This is a genomic window from Nocardia sp. NBC_01499 (genome assembly GCF_045040275.1).
Taxonomy (GTDB): Bacteria; Actinomycetota; Actinomycetes; order Mycobacteriales; family Mycobacteriaceae; genus Nocardia.
Window position 1 is genome coordinate 8,443,181 of sequence record NZ_CP109426.1, and the last position, 17,846, is coordinate 8,461,026.

Annotated in this window: 19 protein-coding genes and 1 tRNA gene; 9 read left to right on the forward strand and 11 right to left on the reverse strand. The window is 63.4% G+C overall.

Features of this window, described 5'->3' with window-relative positions; translation table 11 throughout:
• Positions 1-315: 315 nt before the first annotated feature.
• On the reverse strand, positions 316-1,152 hold the full coding sequence (locus OG203_RS38405) for an enoyl-CoA hydratase/isomerase family protein (RefSeq protein WP_405162104.1): 837 nt from the start codon (positions 1,150-1,152) through the stop codon (positions 316-318).
• Positions 1,153-1,276: 124 nt separating this feature from the next.
• On the opposite strand from OG203_RS38405, the gene OG203_RS38410 reads away from it, so the two are divergent.
• The 4 genes from OG203_RS38410 to OG203_RS38425 all read left to right on the forward strand — a co-directional run bounded on the left by OG203_RS38410 (position 1,277) and on the right by OG203_RS38425 (position 6,665).
• A complete protein-coding gene (locus tag OG203_RS38410; protein ID WP_405162105.1) occupies positions 1,277-1,642 on the forward strand; it encodes a winged helix-turn-helix transcriptional regulator in 366 nt (121 codons plus the stop codon).
• Between the two features lie 386 nt (positions 1,643-2,028).
• Positions 2,029-3,213: an alanine--tRNA ligase-related protein gene (locus OG203_RS38415; protein WP_405162106.1), complete on the forward strand. Its 1,185-nt coding sequence runs from the start codon at positions 2,029-2,031 to the stop codon at positions 3,211-3,213.
• A 1,105-nt stretch (positions 3,214-4,318) separates the two neighbouring features.
• Complete coding sequence (locus tag OG203_RS38420) at positions 4,319-5,815, forward strand: MFS transporter (protein WP_405162107.1); 1,497 nt, start codon at positions 4,319-4,321, stop codon at positions 5,813-5,815.
• Positions 5,816-5,864: 49 nt separating this feature from the next.
• A complete protein-coding gene (locus OG203_RS38425) occupies positions 5,865-6,665 on the forward strand; it encodes a class I SAM-dependent methyltransferase (RefSeq protein ID WP_405162108.1) in 801 nt (266 codons plus the stop codon).
• Between the two features lie 40 nt (positions 6,666-6,705).
• Here the strand turns inward: OG203_RS38425 and OG203_RS38430 are convergent, their stop codons facing one another.
• Complete coding sequence (locus OG203_RS38430) at positions 6,706-7,377, reverse strand: TetR/AcrR family transcriptional regulator (RefSeq protein ID WP_405162109.1); 672 nt, start codon at positions 7,375-7,377, stop codon at positions 6,706-6,708.
• Positions 7,378-7,592: 215 nt separating this feature from the next.
• On the opposite strand from OG203_RS38430, the gene OG203_RS38435 reads away from it, so the two are divergent.
• Both OG203_RS38435 and OG203_RS38440 read left to right on the forward strand, forming a co-directional pair.
• Positions 7,593-8,348: a sensor histidine kinase gene (locus OG203_RS38435; protein ID WP_405162110.1), complete on the forward strand. Its 756-nt coding sequence runs from the start codon at positions 7,593-7,595 to the stop codon at positions 8,346-8,348.
• Positions 8,349-8,698: 350 nt separating this feature from the next.
• The gene (locus OG203_RS38440) at positions 8,699-10,177 is read left to right on the forward strand and encodes an MFS transporter (protein WP_405162111.1); all 1,479 of its coding nucleotides are present in this window, start codon (positions 8,699-8,701) and stop codon (positions 10,175-10,177) included.
• 23 nt (positions 10,178-10,200) lie between these two features.
• On the opposite strand, the gene OG203_RS38445 is transcribed toward OG203_RS38440, so the two are convergent.
• From OG203_RS38445 to OG203_RS38470, 6 genes are all read right to left on the reverse strand, one after another.
• Positions 10,201-11,694: a lipase family protein gene (locus OG203_RS38445; protein WP_405162112.1), complete on the reverse strand. Its 1,494-nt coding sequence runs from the start codon at positions 11,692-11,694 to the stop codon at positions 10,201-10,203.
• Positions 11,695-11,790: 96 nt separating this feature from the next.
• Positions 11,791-11,991, reverse strand: a complete 201-nt coding sequence (locus tag OG203_RS38450) for a hypothetical protein (protein ID WP_405162113.1) — start codon at positions 11,989-11,991, stop codon at positions 11,791-11,793.
• 15 nt (positions 11,992-12,006) lie between these two features.
• Positions 12,007-12,477 carry a nuclear transport factor 2 family protein gene (locus OG203_RS38455; protein WP_405162114.1) on the reverse strand — a complete coding sequence of 157 codons (471 nt, stop codon included), beginning with the start codon at positions 12,475-12,477 and terminating at the stop codon, positions 12,007-12,009.
• A 90-nt stretch (positions 12,478-12,567) separates the two neighbouring features.
• On the reverse strand, positions 12,568-13,113 hold the full coding sequence (locus OG203_RS38460) for a phenolic acid decarboxylase (protein WP_405162115.1): 546 nt from the start codon (positions 13,111-13,113) through the stop codon (positions 12,568-12,570).
• 82 nt (positions 13,114-13,195) lie between these two features.
• Positions 13,196-13,726 (reverse strand): phenolic acid decarboxylase, encoded by a 531-nt coding sequence (locus tag OG203_RS38465; RefSeq protein ID WP_405162116.1) that lies wholly within the window; start codon positions 13,724-13,726, stop codon positions 13,196-13,198.
• A 295-nt stretch (positions 13,727-14,021) separates the two neighbouring features.
• Positions 14,022-14,567: a phenolic acid decarboxylase gene (locus OG203_RS38470; protein WP_405162117.1), complete on the reverse strand. Its 546-nt coding sequence runs from the start codon at positions 14,565-14,567 to the stop codon at positions 14,022-14,024.
• Between the two features lie 151 nt (positions 14,568-14,718).
• On the opposite strand from OG203_RS38470, the gene OG203_RS38475 reads away from it, so the two are divergent.
• From OG203_RS38475 to OG203_RS38485, 3 genes are all read left to right on the forward strand, one after another.
• Positions 14,719-15,312 carry a TetR/AcrR family transcriptional regulator gene (locus tag OG203_RS38475; RefSeq protein WP_405162118.1) on the forward strand — a complete coding sequence of 198 codons (594 nt, stop codon included), beginning with the start codon at positions 14,719-14,721 and terminating at the stop codon, positions 15,310-15,312.
• Positions 15,313-15,417: 105 nt separating this feature from the next.
• Complete coding sequence (locus tag OG203_RS38480; protein WP_405162119.1) at positions 15,418-15,999, forward strand: HD family phosphohydrolase; 582 nt, start codon at positions 15,418-15,420, stop codon at positions 15,997-15,999.
• Positions 16,000-16,414: 415 nt separating this feature from the next.
• Positions 16,415-16,675, forward strand: a complete 261-nt coding sequence (locus OG203_RS38485) for an alpha/beta hydrolase (protein ID WP_405162120.1) — start codon at positions 16,415-16,417, stop codon at positions 16,673-16,675.
• A 107-nt stretch (positions 16,676-16,782) separates the two neighbouring features.
• On the opposite strand, the gene OG203_RS38490 is transcribed toward OG203_RS38485, so the two are convergent.
• The 3 genes from OG203_RS38490 to OG203_RS38500 all read right to left on the reverse strand — a co-directional run bounded on the left by OG203_RS38490 (position 16,783) and on the right by OG203_RS38500 (position 17,835).
• A tRNA-Val gene (locus tag OG203_RS38490) sits at positions 16,783-16,854 on the reverse strand.
• Between the two features lie 18 nt (positions 16,855-16,872).
• On the reverse strand, positions 16,873-17,337 hold the full coding sequence (locus tag OG203_RS38495) for a peroxiredoxin (RefSeq protein ID WP_405162121.1): 465 nt from the start codon (positions 17,335-17,337) through the stop codon (positions 16,873-16,875).
• 75 nt (positions 17,338-17,412) lie between these two features.
• On the reverse strand, positions 17,413-17,835 hold the full coding sequence (locus OG203_RS38500; protein ID WP_150408147.1) for a DUF3052 domain-containing protein: 423 nt from the start codon (positions 17,833-17,835) through the stop codon (positions 17,413-17,415).
• Positions 17,836-17,846 lie beyond the last annotated feature (11 nt).

Genomic DNA, 17,846 nt, shown 5'->3' on the forward strand with positions numbered 1-17,846 from the left:
CATGCCCGGCGGACCGGGCGGTACCTCGAAGGGCTGACGAACGCCTCCGACACTAGGACTTGGAGTGCACTCCAAGTCAAGCCGGAGGACCGGCCCCGGCGGGTCAGGCGCGGCGGGGGAGTCCCGGCCCGCGACATGACATGCCGCCGCCGAAAGGGGTTCGGAGACACTGGGAGCAGCGGGCGCTCCCGGCTACAGATCTTGCGTTGAGTGTGGCCAGGGGTTCAGGCCGAACCGGTCGGAACGCGGCTCTGAGCCAATGGTGGGCGTCGGGGGATCGGCGCTGTGGTTACGACTGGGTTGGTTGCGCTTGGTCTACAGAGTGGCGGCGACGTTGCGCAGGAAGCTTTCTACGTCGCGTTCTGCTTGCGGGGTCTGTATCCCGTTCGCGAGTGCGCTCGCCATGAGTTTTGCCGATGACTCACCGCTGACCAGGGCGGACCAGGCGTCATGCTCTTCGCGTAGTCCGGCAATCAGGTCCGACGGCGGGAGAACGCGCTTTGCTTGCGCGATGATCTCAGGGCCAACGGCCGCGATGTTCGCGGCGAGAGTGTCGACGAAGGTGTCGAGGTCAGCGGCAGGGACAGCGCGGTTGATCCAGCCGTACGCGGCGGCTGTATCGGCGTCGAGCAGGTCGCCGGAAAGGACCAGTTCGAGCGCGCGGTTGCGCCCGACGCGCTCACCCAAGTACTGGGTGCCGCCACCACCGGGGATGATTCCCAGCAGCGCCTCGGTCTGACCGATCCCGGATGTCTCCTTCGCCGCGAAAGCCATATCCGCCGCGATCACGAACTCCGCACCACCCGCGCGGGCCAGGCCAGCGAGCTTGACGATGCTCACCTGAGGCTGGTGGCGAAGCAACTCCCCGATCCCCTGATGCACGTTGACGTCCGGGAACTTCGCCGCGACCTCCTGCAACTGATCCATGTGCTCGAAAATGTGCATGTCGACGTGGGCGAGGAAGAACTCGTCGTTGGCGCTGGAGAAGACGATGACCCGCACCGAGGTCTCCTCCCGCAGCAACCCCAGCAGATCATGCAGCTCGACCATCATCGTCGCGCTGAGCGCGTTCACCGGCGGGTTGTCGAGTACGACCTGTGCGACGCCGGCGCTGATGCTGACGCGGAGGGTGGTGTAGCCGGGAAGATTCATCGTATCCATTCCTTTTGGTTGTCGATAGGCATGTAGGTTTGCGATGAATACTTACCGTCGTGCACTCGCCGACTACCGTCAAGAACGCACTTTGCGCGCACTAAGGATCCTCGAGGACACCACCATGCCTACGACTGACAGCCCTCCGGAGCCACGTTTTCACGTCGACTGCCCGACTCGGCCGATCCTCGATCAGGTCGCGGACAAGTGGTCGATGATGGCGCTGACGGTCCTCGAGCAACCCACCCGGTTCAACGAGATCAAGCGCCAACTCGAGGGCGTGACACAGCGAGTGCTGACGCAAACGCTGCGGCGTCTGGAACGCAACGGCATGGTGGCGCGGCGAGTGTTGGAGACCTCACCGATCGGCGTGGAGTATTCGCTGACGCCACTGGGACAGTCATTTCGTGTGCCGTTCACGCAGCTCTACGAGTGGACGCTGGCACACAGCGACGAGATCGAGCAGGCGCAGCGCGCCTACGACGCATGATCGCTCGCCTCTGCCGGTCAACGCTGTCACCAGGCCCGCGCTGGCCGCTTCGGACCGCGCGGGTCGCGGCATAGCGCGGATAAGCCAGGAACCTGAAGTCGGCCGTGCCCGGCCGAGACCAGTCCGGTGAAGCGGATGCCGGATCACTCCACCGGCCGATAATCGGTCGTGCTCCGCACGGCCTGGTTGCTACCGTGCAGCCATGAAGGTCAATTCACGAATCGCTGCCGCGGCCGCACGAGCTCTCAGCTCGCCGGTCGCGCCCGCCTGACCTCTTTCTCCCATGCCGGCGACCGGAAACGGTCCGCTGGTGTGCGTCGGTCTTGTTGCCGGACTTGCCATGTGCGGTCGCTTCCGGTCGATTTCACCTCGATGGAGCAACCACCGTGATCACGACAGACCAGACCGTTCAAACTTTCCTCGACTTCTTCCGCGAACGCGGGCACGAACTCACGCCGGGCGGATCGCTCATTCCCTCGCCGGGGGATCCGGTGCTGTTCACCACCTCCGGGATGCATCCGTTGACCCCTTATCTGATGGGCCGACCCCACCCGCTGGGCCAGCGGCTGACCAGCCTGCAACGATGCCTGCGCACCACCGATCTCGAGGAGGTCGGCGACGACACACACCTCACCGTGTTCGAAATGCTCGGGTCCTGGTCACTGGGCGACTACGGCGGCCCGCAGAGCTTGCGTTGGGGATTTGAACTGCTGCGCGACGGCTTCGGCATCGACCCCGGCCGGATATACGTCACGGTGTTCGGCGGTGACGATCAGGTCGAGCCTGACCACGATTCGTGGCGCACGTGGGATGAGCTGGGCTTACCGGTCGAACCGACCACTGACGAGAACTGGTGGTCCAACGGCCCGACCGGACTCTGCGGACCGGATTCCGAGATCTTCGTCTGGACGGGAGACGAAATGCCCCAGGGCACACCGACATCCGATGACCGCTGGGTGGAGGTGTGGAATCACGTCATGATGCGATACCTCCGGCATCCCGACAGCAGCCTCGAACCACTGCGCCGGCCCGGCATCGACACTGGCCTGGGCCTGGAACGGCTGGTGCGAATCCTGCAGAACACCCAGTCCGTCTTCGAGATCGACGTTTTCCAGCCCTGGCTGAGCACCCTGCCCCGCATCTGGGGCCCGCTGGACCAACCGTCGCCGCGACTGCTGTCGGACCATCTGCGATCCAGCATCGTCGTCCTCGGCGACCGGGTCACGCCATCCCCCTCCGGTCGCGGTCATGTACTGCGCCGTTTGATCCGCCGCACCCTGACCACGCTGTGGCGCGACGATCCGACCCGCACCCTGTCCGACCTGCCGATCGAGCTGGTGGAACACACCCTCGGGCACTTCCGCCAATCTGTTCACCCCCACCAGGTGCGCACCATCCTGCTCGATGAGGAACGCAAATTCGATCGGCTGCTCCAGCGTGGACGAAAGGTCTTGTCCCACAGCCGTTTCACCGGCCCCTTGACCGACGACGACTACCACTACCTACACGACACCCACGGCCTGCCCCGCGATCTCGTGGTGTACCTGAACCCTGAAGCCGATGTCAGGTGACATGTCAGGTCCTGTGTCAGGCCGTGGCCGATCAGCGCCGTAAGCGGTCATCAGCGGATGTTGGGACAGTTGACCTGGAGTATCCGCGAGGGGGCTAGCGCGGCTTCGGTCTGTCGAGTGAAACGAGCAAGGCGAATGTGCTCCATGAGCACAGCTCACCTACGAGTGGAACGGTGGACCTAACGGGACGTTATTCAAACCGTGCTGACCTGCGAAAACTCGAGACGGCGCGTGCCCGGATCGAGGTGGAGGGTGCTCCAGCGGTCCCTCGCCGACGCAAGCGGCCATCGCGAGCCAAGTCGAACCGCCGGGTCCCTCAGCGGCTCGAACGTCGGCTGCCACAGGTCATGGTCGAGGAGTTGGTCCAGGCGTACTGCGACGGGTCCTCTACCGCAGAACTTGCCGACCGGTATCGCGTATCCAAGACGGCGGTCCTCGCGCTGCTGACCAGGCAGGGAATTGCGCGCCGCTACCAGTCCTTGACTGAAGCCGACATCGACCGTGCCGAGCAGCTCTACCTCGAAGGGCACTCCTTGGTCGCCTGCAGTAGGCTCACCGGCTTTCCTGCGAGCAGCATCAACCGAGCTCTCAACAAACGCGGCACATCGATGCGCCCAGCGGGCCGACCGCGTGTCAGCATCAGTACAGGTCGATAGAAGCTGGGCTGTTTCGGGGTGGCGACACGCTGATAACCAGAAGAATTTTGACGAGCAGCAACTGGTTGGCAATCGGGTGATCCTTGTGATGCAAAGGCTGCTGCGACTGCTGCGACCCGAAATGCGCAACCCGGCACTGTAGAGGGTGTGCGCGGCCTTCCCGTGACACGCCCGCACCGGGCGGATGTTCGTCTCGGCCCGCAGGCGGGAAGGCTCGGCCTACCGGAGTCGGCGACTGGGGCGTCGCGGATTTGGTCGCTGCGGCGAGTGCCACTGCCGATTGCGTGCCGCGTCGGCTGCATCCGCCCAGGTCGCGGCGGCTTGTGGCTGTTTGTGACGGGCTGCACATACTTTGCAACTCAGTAAGTGGATGAACAATATCCGCTTGAGTGCTACCGTTCGATAAGTGGATAATCTATATCCGCTTACCTAACTCCTGTGAGGTGACCATGACCAGCACTGTCGAGAAGCAGGCGGATATCGACTTCGTCGATCCGGGCAGTTCCCAGGCCTCGAGTAGTAAGCATTGGTGGGTGCTCGCGACGTTGTGTATCGCGCAGCTGATGGTGGTGCTCGATGCGACGGTCGTGAATATCGCGTTGCCGTATGCGCAGCAGGATCTGGGGTTCGGGACTGCGGATCGCCAGTGGGTGGTGACCGGGTACACCTTGGCGTTCGGCAGTCTGTTGTTGCTGGGTGGGCGGTTGAGTGACATGTTCGGTCGCCGTGCGGTGTTCATGATCGGGCTTGTTGGTTTCGCGTTGGCCTCGGCGGTGGGTGGGGCTGCGTCCAGTGGTGAGCAGTTGATCGGTGCTCGGGTGGCGCAGGGTGTGTTCGGTGCGTTGTTGGCGCCGGCGGCGTTGTCGTTGCTGACGGTTACTTTCGCGGGTCGCCCGGAACGGACCAAGGCGTTCGGCGTCTACGGTGCGATCGCCGGTGCGGGCGCCGCGATCGGTCTGCTGCTGGGCGGGGCGCTGACCGAATGGGCGTCGTGGCGTTGGGCGCTGTACATCAACATCGTGTTCGCCGCGATCGCACTGGTAGGCGCCGCCGTGCTGCTGGGCCGCCACACCGCCGACCGCAAAGTCGGCCTCGACCTGAGTGGCACGGTGACCGCGACCGCCGGATTGTTCAGCGTCGTGTACGGGTTCGCGCATGCCGAGACCGACGGCTGGTCAAACACCATCACCCTCGCACTCCTGGCCGCCGGCGTGGTGTTGCTGGCCGCGTTCGTGGTCTTGCAGACCCGGGGCAAGAATCCGCTGCTACCGCTGCGGGTGGTGCTCGACCGCACCCGCGGAAGCGCGTACCTCGCGGTGTTCTTCTTGTCCATCGGGTTGTTCGCCATCTTCTTGTTCCTCACCTATTACCTCGAGCAGATCCTGGGTTATTCGCCGTTGCATACCGGTGTGGCGATCCTGCCGTTGGTGGTGGCGTTGGTGGTCTCGGCGACGGTCGGGTCGTCGGTGTTCCCGAGGATCGGTGCCAAGGTCAGCGTCGCTGGCGGGCTGTTGATCGGCGCGGTCGGGTTGGTGTCGCTGACCCAGATCGGACTGCACACCAGCTACACCATCCACGTTCTGCCGGGGTTGGTGTTGATCGGTTTCGGGTTGGGTGCGGTGATGACGGTCTCGTTCCAGGCCGCGACCGCGGGAATCGACCGTGACGATGCGGGTGTCGCGTCGGCGATGGTCAACACCTCGCAGCAGATCGGTGGCTCGATCGGCACCGCGCTGTTGTCCACTTTCGCGGCGAGTACCGCGAGCAACTATCTGGCCGGGCGGGTGTCGACCGCGACGGCGGTGGCGCAGTCGCAGGTCGAAAGCTACATCACCACCTTCTGGTGGGCGGCGGGATTCCTTGCCGTGGGCGCGGTCATCGTCGCGGTCTTGATGCCCCACAAGATCCCCACTGCTACCGACGGCGAACCGGTCCTCGCGCTCTGACGACTGCCGATCGACCAACCGATATCCGCACTCGAAGACAAGGAACCCCATGACAACCCACCCCAACGCAAGTTGTGCCGACTCGATCGACTCGATGCCGCGCGCCGGTTTCGACGCCGGCTGGCTGGACCGCAAACTCCAAACCGCCCGCCTGGAATATCTGGACCGCGACGACCCGCACCTGGCGTCCAAGAAAAGAGCAGTCGTGCGCTCACTGCACAAACTGAGTAACAGGGACGGGCTCGACGACCTATACGAGAGGCTGGCGTTGGCTCAGGTCGCCGACATCGCCGAACCGCGGATCCTGGAATTGGGCGCCGCGCACGGCGGTCTGTCGCGCAGACTGCTCGAGCTCCATCCGCACGCCCATCTCACCGTCACCGATATCGAACCGATCTCGGTGGCCGATATGGCCGCCGGTGACCTCGGCGCACACCCTCGCGCCACTGTCCGTGTCATGGACGCTCTCGCCATCGATGCGCCCGACCAGCACTACGACCTCGCCATCTTCGTCATGGCATTTCACCACCTTCCACCGCGCCAAGCCGCCGCGATGATCGCCGAAGGCACCCGCGCCGCAAAAACACTGTTCATCGTCGACCTGAGACGGCTGCCGGCACCGTTGCTGGCCGTGCTCACCCCCGCCGCGGCTGTCCTGGGCACCGTCATCCCTATCGCCCACGACGCATGGATCAGCCAACTTCGCGCTTACAGCCCCTCGGCGCTGCGCGCTCTGGCCGCTCACGCAGACCCGAACATTCACATCGAACTCGAACTCGGAGACCTTGGCGGCGTCTTGAAAATCCAGCAACTGGTCGCCCGTCGGGTCGAGCCGACACCGTCGCCGTAGCGAGCCATTCGTACAACCGAATGTGGTGCGAGTGCAGCCTTTACCCGGAGCCCGCGAACTTGGTGTTGCGGATCTGGTCGGGGGTCAGTGCTGGAGTGGTGAGGCGGTGCTGTGGGCGGGCATCGGCGCGCAGGCCGTCGAGCATGATCTCGAAGTATCGGTGCCAGGCGGTCGGGTCGGCCGAGCGGGTGAGATCGACAACCGTGTCGACGATGTTGATCAGGATGAAGAAGTCGACAGGTTCGACGCCGGGACGCAGCACTCCTGCGGCGCGGGCGCGGTCGATCACCCGGTCGACGGCGGGCTCGACCCGCTCGCGCAGTGCGGCCGTGATGGAGCTGTAGTCGTCCCCGGCCCGGATGACTTCGCCCAGTCCGCGGTTGGTGGCGATGTTGCCGCACGAGTACTCGAAGAACTCGACCAGACCGATCCACGGATCTTGATGCTGGAGTGCCGATTCCGCCTTTTCCACGAGCCGCCGGATGTCCTGTTCGTAGACGTCGGCGATCAGCTCCCGCTTGTTGGTATAGCGCCGGTATACGGTGCCGACGCCGACACCGGCGTGCTCGGCGACCTGGTTGAGGTTGACCTCGAGCCCGCGCTCGGCGTACATCTCGGCCGCGGCGGTGAGTATCCGCTGCAGGTTACGTGCCGCGTCGGCCCGTATCCGCCCAGGTCGCGGCGACTTGTCGCTGTTCGTGACGGGTTTCACGGACTCCAGACTATCAGCAAGCGGATGCGATAAATCCGCTTAGGTGCTACCGTTGTTTTAAACGGATATGTAATATCCGTTTAGGATGGCCTGTGAGGTGACGATGACCGGCATTGTCGACAACCGAGTGGCGCCGCCCGTCACCACACACTGACCTGTCACCACCGCAACCGGTCGCGATCACCAGCAACGACACCAGAGCCGAGGAGGTATTGATGCAAAACAAGGCGATTCAGATCAAGACATCCGAGGAGCGGATGCGGCAGTTCGTCGCCGACGCCAGCCACGAACTGCGCACTCCGTTGACCGTCATCCGTGGCTGCGCCGAGCTCTACAGCCACGGTGGGCACGCCGAGGGCGAGTTGCTGATGGCGCGGATCGAGAGCGCGGCGCTGCGGATGACACACCTTGTCGAGGATCTGCTGGCGCTGGCGCGGTTGGACATCCAGCCGCGGTTCGAGGGCCGCCCTGTCGACCTGCGTCACCTGCTCAGGGAGGTTGTCCACGACGCGCAGGCACTTGGCTTTCGCAGTGGCGCACTGCAATACCTCATCGACATCGGCATCGATGGTGATGGAGGTTTCGAGATCATCTGTGATCGAGCCAGGCTCCGGCAGGCGCTGACAAACCTCGTCGACAACGCCATCACCCACACCCCACCCGACTCCGCCGTCTCGGTACGGCTGACAGCCGCGACCGACCGAGTACGGATCGAGGTGGCCGATTCCGGACCCGGAGTACCGGCCGGGGCGGCCGAACGGGTCTTCGACCGCTTCTACCGCGTCGACACTGCTCGCAGCCGCACTGACGGCGGCCCCGGACTCGGACTGTCCATCGTGCAAGCGATCATCACCGCGCATCGCGGCACGGTCTGGGTCGAAAGCCCTGTCGGGGCCGGCGCAACCTTCATCATCGAATTGCCCCGCACCCCCGAAACATCGGTGGTCGAGCGCGTCCGAAGGAAGAATTGATCGAGGTTTTGGGGCACCTTTCTAGGGGGACGGCTGTAACCGTCAGCAACCGTCAAAAGCGACGGCACTTGGGAAGTGACACTGAGGACAGATCCAATTCTTCCGATGACTCCGAAGAATCCGCGTACAAATCATCCGAAATGTGGCATTACTCGGCGTATCCGCGCGACATCAAGAAAGGCTGCCTTCTTGCACCGGCAGTCCGCATGAAACGACCTCGTAGCGACGTGCCAAAAAGTCAGGAAGCCTGAGGTGCGGTAGTACTGTTCGTAACAGCGTTCGCGCCGTTCTCGGAAGCTCCAGAGCAATTCGAAGAGTTCTACTTCGCTACTGACTTCGTGAGGAGAATCATGGCTACGACCGCGCATGAATCGGAGCGGGCTGTTCACGATTCGTATGTCAGGCGCTGGTGGGTCCTCGCAGTGCTCGGTATCGCGCAGCTGATGGTCGTGCTCGACGCGACGGTCATGAACATCGCTCTTCCGGACGCGCAGAAGGCGCTCGGTTTCTCCGACGTGACCCGGCAGTGGGTGGTCACCGGTTACACGCTGGCGTTCGGCAGCCTGCTGTTGCTCGGCGGACGGTTGAGCGACATGTTCGGCCGGCGCAACACGTTCATCATCGGTCTCGTCGGCTTCGCGGTAGCTTCCGCGGTCGGCGGTGCCGCCGTGAACTCCGAGATGCTGATCTCCGCCAGGGTGGCCCAAGGTGTCTTTGCCGCGCTGCTGGCGCCCGCGACCCTGTCCCTGTTGACGGTCACCTTCACCGTGCCGTCGGAGCGCGCGAAAGCAGTTGGCATCTTCGGCGCGATCTCCGGCGCCGGTGCCGCGATCGGTCTGCTGCTCGGCGGTGCGCTCACCGAATGGGTCTCGTGGCGCTGGGCACTGTATATCAATCTGGTGTTCGCCGGCGTAGCGCTGATCGGCGCATTGGCGCTGCTGGCTCGCCACGTTGCCGTCGAGCGGCCGGTACTCGACCTACCCGGCACGATAACTGCCACCGCGGGGCTGTTCAGCATCGTCTATGGGTTCTCTCATGCTGAATCGCACGGCTGGTCTACCGCCACGACAATCTGGTGGCTCATCGCCGGTGTGGTGTTGCTGTGCGCGTTCTGCGTAGTGGAGACACGGGTTCCGCATCCGCTGCTGCCGCTGCGGATCGTGCTCGACCGCATCCGAGGCGGCGCTTATCTCGCGGTGTTCGCCATCGGTATCGGGCTGTTCTCCGTCCTTCTGTTCCTCACCTACTACCTCCAGGTGAGCCGCGGCTACTCGCCGATTCGGACCGGCGTCGCGTTCTTGCCGATGGTGGCCGCGATGGTGCTCTCGTCGACCATGACACCGCCGCTGTTGCTGCCCCGTCTCGGCACCAAGACCACGGTGGCAGGCGGGCTCCTCGTTGCCGCGACAGGGATGGTGTCGTTGACCCGGGTCGGGTTGGACACCGGCTACCTCAGCCATGTCCTGTCCGGGGAACTACTACTCGGCCTCGGCATCGGAGCCGCATTATCGGTGGCGATCCAGAGCGCGACAGCTGGAATCAACCACGAGGACGCAGGTGTTGCGTCAGCGATGGTGAACACCTCGCAGCAGATAGGCGGCTCGATCGGCACCGCGCTGCTGTCCACGTTCGCGGCAACCACACTGAACAACTACCTCGCGGACAACGGGTCGACCCCTGAGGTCGCGGCCCAGGCGCAGGTCGAGAGCTACATCACTACGTTCTGGTGGTCGGCCGGATTCCTCGCCGTCGGTGCGATCATCCTGGCGGTGCTGATGCCGAACACACTCCCCACCCAGCCCGAGGGGGAACCCGTTATAGCCCACTGACATGGATAGGAGAAGGAACGCGCTCACCTTGCCCCGCGGCTAGGATCTGTGAAGCTGTCATGCGACGCCCGGTCGCTGCCGATCGGTTGCTGCAGAAGTCCGGCGAGCAGATTGTCGACGGCCTTCAACCACACCGGCCAGGTGGCAGGGTCCAACGCCATGGATCCCTCCTCGTGGATGTCGCATCCCGCAGGGACCGGAACGCCGTTGAAGCGGTCCTCCAACCACAGCAGCGCGCGCGGTATGCCGATGCTCTCCAATATCAGATGCTCGCTGAAGTTGTCCCGCACATACAGCACCCGCGCCTTCGGATCAGCGCAGTATTTTTCCTGCACCAAGCGAGTTACCGGCTCGACCGGCGCGACTTCGTCTCTGTTCGATTGATAGAGGAATATCGGCATGTCGGGAACTGCATGGCCTAGTGACACCTTCTCCAAGACATCGCTGAGCGGCGTATTGTGCAGCGGGTCCGGCGTATCGAAGAGACTCTGTTCCAGGTTCATGAACGGGAAGATGGCCATCGAGTACAGACACAGCGCGTTCTTCAGCGGATTCAACGGCCGTAGAACAGGATTCATGTGCTGTTGGATGTAGGCGTCGAGCTCGGGATACTCCCGCGCTGCCCCGAGCACGGCGGTCCAGATCAGGCCGGAAGTCACGAAGTTGTTGGCCAGTCGGAACGACGCGCTCATATCCGCCTGATTACCGCCGGCGACGGCACCGACGATATTCAGCTCGGGCGCGTAGGAGGCGTGCAACTCGGCGGCGTGATCGGTGGCGATGGCACCGCCGGAGTACCCGGCCATGCCGACCTTGGTTTCCTTACCGGGCAGCCCCATCGGTGCGAAGTTCTCCGTGGCTCGGATTCCGTCCAGGGTGATCTGTCCCTCCAACGGGCCCGCGGCGAAAGCCGAATTGGGGCCTTCATGGTCGGGCATCGTGACCGCCCATCCAGCGCCGAGAGCAGTCAGCGGCGCGACGAATTCGCCTGGGATATCGGGCTGCCCGAGCTGGCTTGCTGGAAACGAAGCGAGCTGCAGCAGATATGAGGCGCCGCAGTATTGCGCGTTGGAGTCCTGCGGGAACTGATATGACAGCAGGTTCCGCGGTTTTCCTCCGTTGTCGCCGCGCGGCTTCATGACCGTGGTGACTGCCGCGATGGCCTCATCGCGGGTATTGGTCGATCGAAACGACAACTGCCAGGCATCGATGTTGAACGGGATCACCGAATAGAACGCCAGATGCACCTCGCGCGCGGCAATGATCTCGCCCGGTTTCTTGGCGGCCACGATATCCGCGGGCGGCGCGTAGAAGCCCGGATCGAGCTCCGGCGGCAACGGCGGTAACGGAAACGGCAATGCGGGTTGTACGGGGACCGTCCGCGACTCGTCGTCCGCGGCCGGGGCGGCCGTTACCGCCGCGCCCGATTGGACAGCGGCGACAAAACACGCCGCGACCAGGCATAGGACTGACCGCCACCGACGACACGAACCCATGCCGGACCTGGTGGCGTTCATTTCACCCTTCCTCGGCCTGCCGTATCGCGCACAGTCAGTCGATGCTTACCTGTAGTCGCTGAGTAGTGGCACCAGCAGATGCGGGTGTACCTGAAGCTATGTGGATTCAGTGCCATTGGCGCAGCCCGTATTATGCAGCAGCCGGAAGCGCCCGATCGGCCGACGCGCCGAAACGAATTTCAGGCGCAAAACACGAGGCACGGCGATCGCAACAGCGATCCGGCGACCGCTGTTGCACAGCGGGTATTCACCCACCGCCGTGAATACCCGCACTTGGTCTTCGATCTGGTCGGACAAACGTGGTGTGTCGTCTCAGGAGCCGGGTTCGGGTTGCGGGTCGGGTAGCACGACTCGGGCGTGTAGGCGGCTGAATCGCCAACCCTCGGGGGTCTTTCGGTATTCGCAGTGGTAGCGGGCCTCGGTCCAGGAACCATCGACGGTGAACCGGTGCAGTGTCCAGATGCCGGTGGCGTCGTTGCCGGTTGCTTCGATGACAGGGGAGCTCAACGCGTAGCCCGCATGGGGGTTGCCTCTCGAGTCGATGGTGTCGAAGAGGGCGGTGATGTCGTCGTGGCCTCGGCGGATGCCGTCGTGGCCGAGGTCGACGACCGCGGTGGTGGTGAACAGTTCCGCCATCTGGTCCCATTGCCGATCGGCCAGATGGCGGACGTAGGTTCGGTGCATCGCCTGGATCTGCTCGATATCTTCGAATCGTTGCAGGCGCGCCGCCAACCCTGCTATCACCTGGTCGGTGTCGGGCACGGCCCTCATGTCGGTTGTCATCGCATTCCTCCTGTTCCTCATCGTTCCGGGATTCAGATGTGGCGAAAATGTCTGCCGGACATCGGCTCTCGGCGGGCGGGCGGTCGATGTTCAGTTGGTGCGGTCGAGATAGCCGTCGGGTACCTGTTCGGGCGGGCAGGCGATGACCGCCTCGTTGTCGACGCCGCGGTCTTCGGCGAAGGTGATCGTGGCGAACAGGTCCTCCTGCAGCTGGGGAGCGATCGGCCCGAGGTCGCGGAGACGGAGTATCTCGTCGAGGTGATCGTTCTGGAACCCTGCCAGTGGTGCCGGGTTGTCGCTGGCCCATTTGGCGAGGAAACCGGAGAAGTGCAGCCACCGCTGCCCGGTGTTGATCACCAGGCTGACGCACGAGCCCACGGGCTGGAGCCAGGCGACCGAGTAGAGCCCGTCGCCGAGCCGTGCGATTACTGCTTCAAGGTCCTTCACCCAGCGCCCGGCCAACGGGTTCGATACCGCTTTGCCGGGGTGGACCCGGAATTCGACCGTGCCGGCGTTCTTGATGTAGAGCTCGTATTTCCAGCCATTGGAGTAGATGTAGATCAGATGCTGGCCCAGCAGACCGGTCAGGTCCTGATCGGCTTGTGGAAGCGGCGTGGATGCCTGCGATGTCGTCACGGCGATCCTCCTGGTATCGGGACTCCGTACCTCTCGCTAACCGGAATCACGGTTTTCGCCCGTGGCATACGCGCGTCGGGTCTCAGTTGGTGCGGTCGGCGTATCCATCGGGGAGCTGGCCCGGGGCCTTGTTGATGACCTCGTCGTTGTCGCGGCCTGCGTTCTCGATGTAGGTGATCGTCGCGAACTCGGAGATGAGGACGTACGGGTAGGCGGGGCCTTCGTCGCGGAAGCGGTGCATATCCTCGATGAAGTCGTTCTGGTGGCAGATCGTCTTCTCCGGGTGCTGGTTCTGCCCGCCGATCCACTGCGGGAAGAAGATCGTGCCGTGCAGGCGGCGGCGCGGGAGATCGAAGAACAGGCTGACACAGCTGCCGGTGGGTTCGTGCCAGTCGGCTTTGAACTGACCGTCTTCCGACAGCCGCACCAGCTCGATCGGCTGATGGGTGACCCAACGGCCGCCGACCAGGCCGTGGTGGATGCGGTAATCGCATTCCTTCTCGTTGCGCGCGTACCACTCGTACCGCCAGCCGTTGGCGTAGGTATAGATGAAATGCCTGCCGACGAGATCGGCCAGCTCATGGGTGGCTTCGACGGGTGTCGTTGCGGTCATCTGCATGCTCCTCAACTCGCAGGACTAGGCGGCTGAATCGCCAGCCCCTCGGGGGTGTTTCGGTATTCGCGGTGGTATCGGAGCCTCGGTCCAGGAACCATCGATGTGAACCGGTGCAGGGTCCAGATACCGGTGGCGTCGTTGCCGGTGGTCTCGATGACAGGGGAGCTCAATTCGTAGCCCGCACGATGTGCGTGTTCGGGAATATCGTGGTCATCGAATCCCTCCCCGTTGTTCGGATGTGGTGAAAACGACTGCCGGACAGCGGCTCTGGGTTGGCTGGGTCGTCGATGTCTCAGTTGGTGCGGTCGAGGAAGCCGTCGGGTACCTCGCCGGGGGCGCAGGCGATGACCGCCTCGTTGTCGATGCCGCTGTCTTCGGCGTAACTGATGGTGCCGAACAGGTTGGCCGGTGTCTGCGGTGCTATCGGTCCGGTGTCGCGGTAGGCCTGGATTTCTGGCAGGTGCTCGTTCTGGAACACCACGGTGCGCTCGGGATGGTCGCTGACCCATTTGGCCAGGAAGCCGGTGAAGTGCACCCACCGCTGTCCGATATCCAGCACGAGGTTGACGCAGGTGCCTGTCGGCTCGTTCCAGGCGATGGAGTACATGCTGTCGCCGAGCCGGGCGATCACCGTTTTCTGGTCTTTGACCCAGCGACCGGTCAGCGGGTTCACGTCTTTGATGCTGGGATGGACTCGGTAGTCGACGCGATCGTTGTTCTTTATGTATAGCTCGTACTGCCAGCCGTTGGAGTACGTGTAGATCAGATGTTGTCCCAGCAAGGCGCTGAGATCCTGGTTGTCCTGCGGAAGTTGCGTAGCGAACTGCGATGTCACCATGACAAACCTTTCTGCCGAGTGAATGAATGCGCTCAGATGTCGGGAATCTGCATCTCGCATTAACCGGAATCATGGTTTCGCTTACTCGCTCAGTATGTGGAAACGGAATTCCACTTGTCAATTAGTTGTGGTCTATGCCACCCTGAACGATGTGGCCGACACCTACGCTGATCAGGACCTGAACCCCGCCGCCGGAGCGACGTTGCGGGCGGACGCGGCACGTAACCTCGCCAAGATCATCGAAGCCGGCCGATACGTCGTCGCCGAAGCCGGCGCGGACGCGCAGATCGAAGACATCGCCCACCGTGCGGGGGTCGGTGTCGCGACCATCTACCGGCGCTTCGGCAGTAAACAAGGCCTGCTCGAGGCTTTGGTCGCGGACTCCATCAGGAATATGGACCAGCGGGCCCGTCCATACGCGGACTCCGCGGACGCTCTGCAAGGTCTGCTGGACGTGCTCACCATGTTGCTCGATCTGGCCGCACGGGACCGTCATCTACTTATTGCGCAGGCGGGTACGCCGTATCCCGCGGCGTCCGGCGTCACTCCGGACAGCGAGCTCTACGCTACCCTGCAGCACCTGTTCGCCAGGGCCCAACGCGACGGCCAGATCCGCCCCGAGCTCACCCTGGACGCAATTCAGCCGCTGATCACAGGCATGATCACCGCCACGATCCACCACCCCGACGATCCCACCCGACACACCGCCCTGGACGTGATCGCCCGCGGCATCCGCACCAACTGAACAAATCTCATCGGGCGCGGTCCACCACCTCGCTGCGGATGTGTTCATGACGGATCCAGGTGTGGCTGCAGGGGCGAGCGGTTCGGCCGGGGCAGGATTGTGGCTATGCGTGAGCTGATGACCAGTGCCTTGATCGATGAGATCCTCGCCGAACACCGCGCGGATTGGTCGGGTGGCGACGACGAGGGATGGGCGGGGTACCGAAACCACGCGCAGCGGGTGTTCCTGTTCGCCCGAGAGCTGACACCTCCGGGACCTGAGGTGGCGGAGCGGATCGCGATTGCCGCGGCATTTCATGACATTGCCGCGCTCCGTACTGTGGACTATCTCGATCTGGACCTGGAACCGATGCGTGCCTGGCTAGCTGCTTACGGTCGTCCGGAGTGGTATCGCGAGATCGCGCTGGCGATGACTCTGCATCACCGAATCCGGACCTACCGTGGTGAGGCCGCATGGCTCGTCGAAGGTATCCGCCGCGCCGATTGGATCGAATGCTCCGCAGGACTGCTGCGCTCCGGTCTCTCCCGTGACCTTGTCCAGCGCGCCCAGCGTGCTTTGCCGATGCGGAAGTTCGCCATCGACAGTGGGATAAAGATCGTGCGGCATGCTGTGACCCATCCAGGGAATCCGCTTCCCTTCTGGCGTTCTGGTCCCACTGTCCGGCGTATAGGCCAGGTTGAATCCTGACCCGACCCCCTTGACGTCAAATATCTGCACGTCAAACGCCCTGCTCGCACCTCGACTCACGTTCCGGAACTGAATAACCTCTGTGCAAGATCCGCCAGCCCAACCGCGGCACGCCTCTCCTCATCAGCCGCTTCGGGAGGGCTGATCAGCGTGCAGCAACGTCCCATGATTCTGGTGTCCTCGATAGGTCATCGCAACGCTTGATTCTCGTGATGAACCGGGACTTGGTGTGCAGGCTATTTCGATGCGTGGCCGGGTCGTTCGCTCGAGCTGTCTTGATCCGCGGACTGCACTCCGTCCATCCAGAATCGCATCGAATCGGCGATCATCTTCCCTGACTGTTGGTTGTCGATGAGGCCGGCGACCGCGGAGAAGGCGAGTCCGATTCCGCTGGCGCCGATTCCACTTCGCAGGGATGCCGCCCGCGCTGATCATCGTCGGCTCGACCGAGGGCCTACGAGCCCACGCCGAGCAGCTGGGACAACGTTGCGCGGAGGCGAACGTGGCTTGCCGACTGCAGATCTGGGACCGCCAGATTCACGTCTTCCCAGTCGCCGCCGACCTGATCCCCGAGAGACGGGTCGCCATCCGCGACATCGGTGCATTCATCCAGACAGTGGTACCAGCGGCTGACGTGTCCGGAGATGACGTCGTGGTTGATTCCGACGCCGGCTAAGAATCCGGCGCAACTCCTGAGAGGACGACTGGATCGAGAAGTGGACAGAACCCCCATAGACACCCTGATGGCATCTACGGGGATCTAATGGGATCTCATGGGATCTGTGGGCGCAGAGGGGATCGAACCCCCGACCGCTGGTGTGTAAAACCAGAGCTCTACCGCTGAGCTATACGCCCTCGACCTTGCCGGCCGGGTTATGAATCTAGCGCGGCGAGCGCTTTCTCCCAAGCCGCCTGGTCACGGGCCTCTCCGGGGCCGTTCATCTCGGAGAAACGGATGTAACCTTCGCGGTCTACGACGAAGGTGCCGCGGTTGGGGTAGCCGGATTTCTGGTTGAAGACCTCGTAGGCCTGCGCGACGGCGCCGTGCGGCCAGAAGTCGGACAGGAGCGGAAAGACGTAGCCCTGTTCGGCGGCCCAGATCTTGTGGGTCGGCGGTGGGCCGACCGAGATCGCGAGGATCTCGGCGTTGTCGTTCTGGAACTTGGGTAGTTCGTCGCGCACCTTGCACAGCTCACCCTGGCAGATGCCGGTGAAGGCGAGCGGGTAGAAGACGATCAGCACGTTCTTCTTGCCGTGATAGTCCGACAGGCTGACGTCCTGGTTGTTCTGATCCTTGAGCGTGAAATCCGGCGCGACAGTGCCAACTTCGAGCGGCATCGCAAATCCTCCATCGTGTCGGGTTTCCGCCGGGCGGCGCGATCACCGCCCGGCGACACCATAGCGAAAGGTGGGTCAGCGCTGCTTCGAGGGCGCCTTCGGTTGCACCAGGCGGCTGCCCGCCCAGCTACCCAGGGCGATCGCCGAGGTCTGAGTCAGACCGGCGGTCGGTGCGGATTCTGCGATTTCGCTCGGTTCTACATGACCCGGATGTCCGGTCTTGGGCGTGAGTACCCAGACGAAGCCTTCGTCGGCGAGTGGACCGATCGCATCCATCAGTGCGTCGACCAGATCACCGTCCCCGTCGCGCCACCACAGCAGCACAACGTCGACTACTTCGTCGGAATCCTCATCGACAAGATCGCTGCCGATGGATTCCTCGACGTCGGCTCTCAAGTCGTCGTCGACGTCCTCGTCCCAGCCCAATTCCTGGACAACCAAGCCGTGTGTAATGCCAAGCTTCTGAGCGTAGTTCTGCGCGTCCGCCGCGGCGACCACGGTGGTGTCCT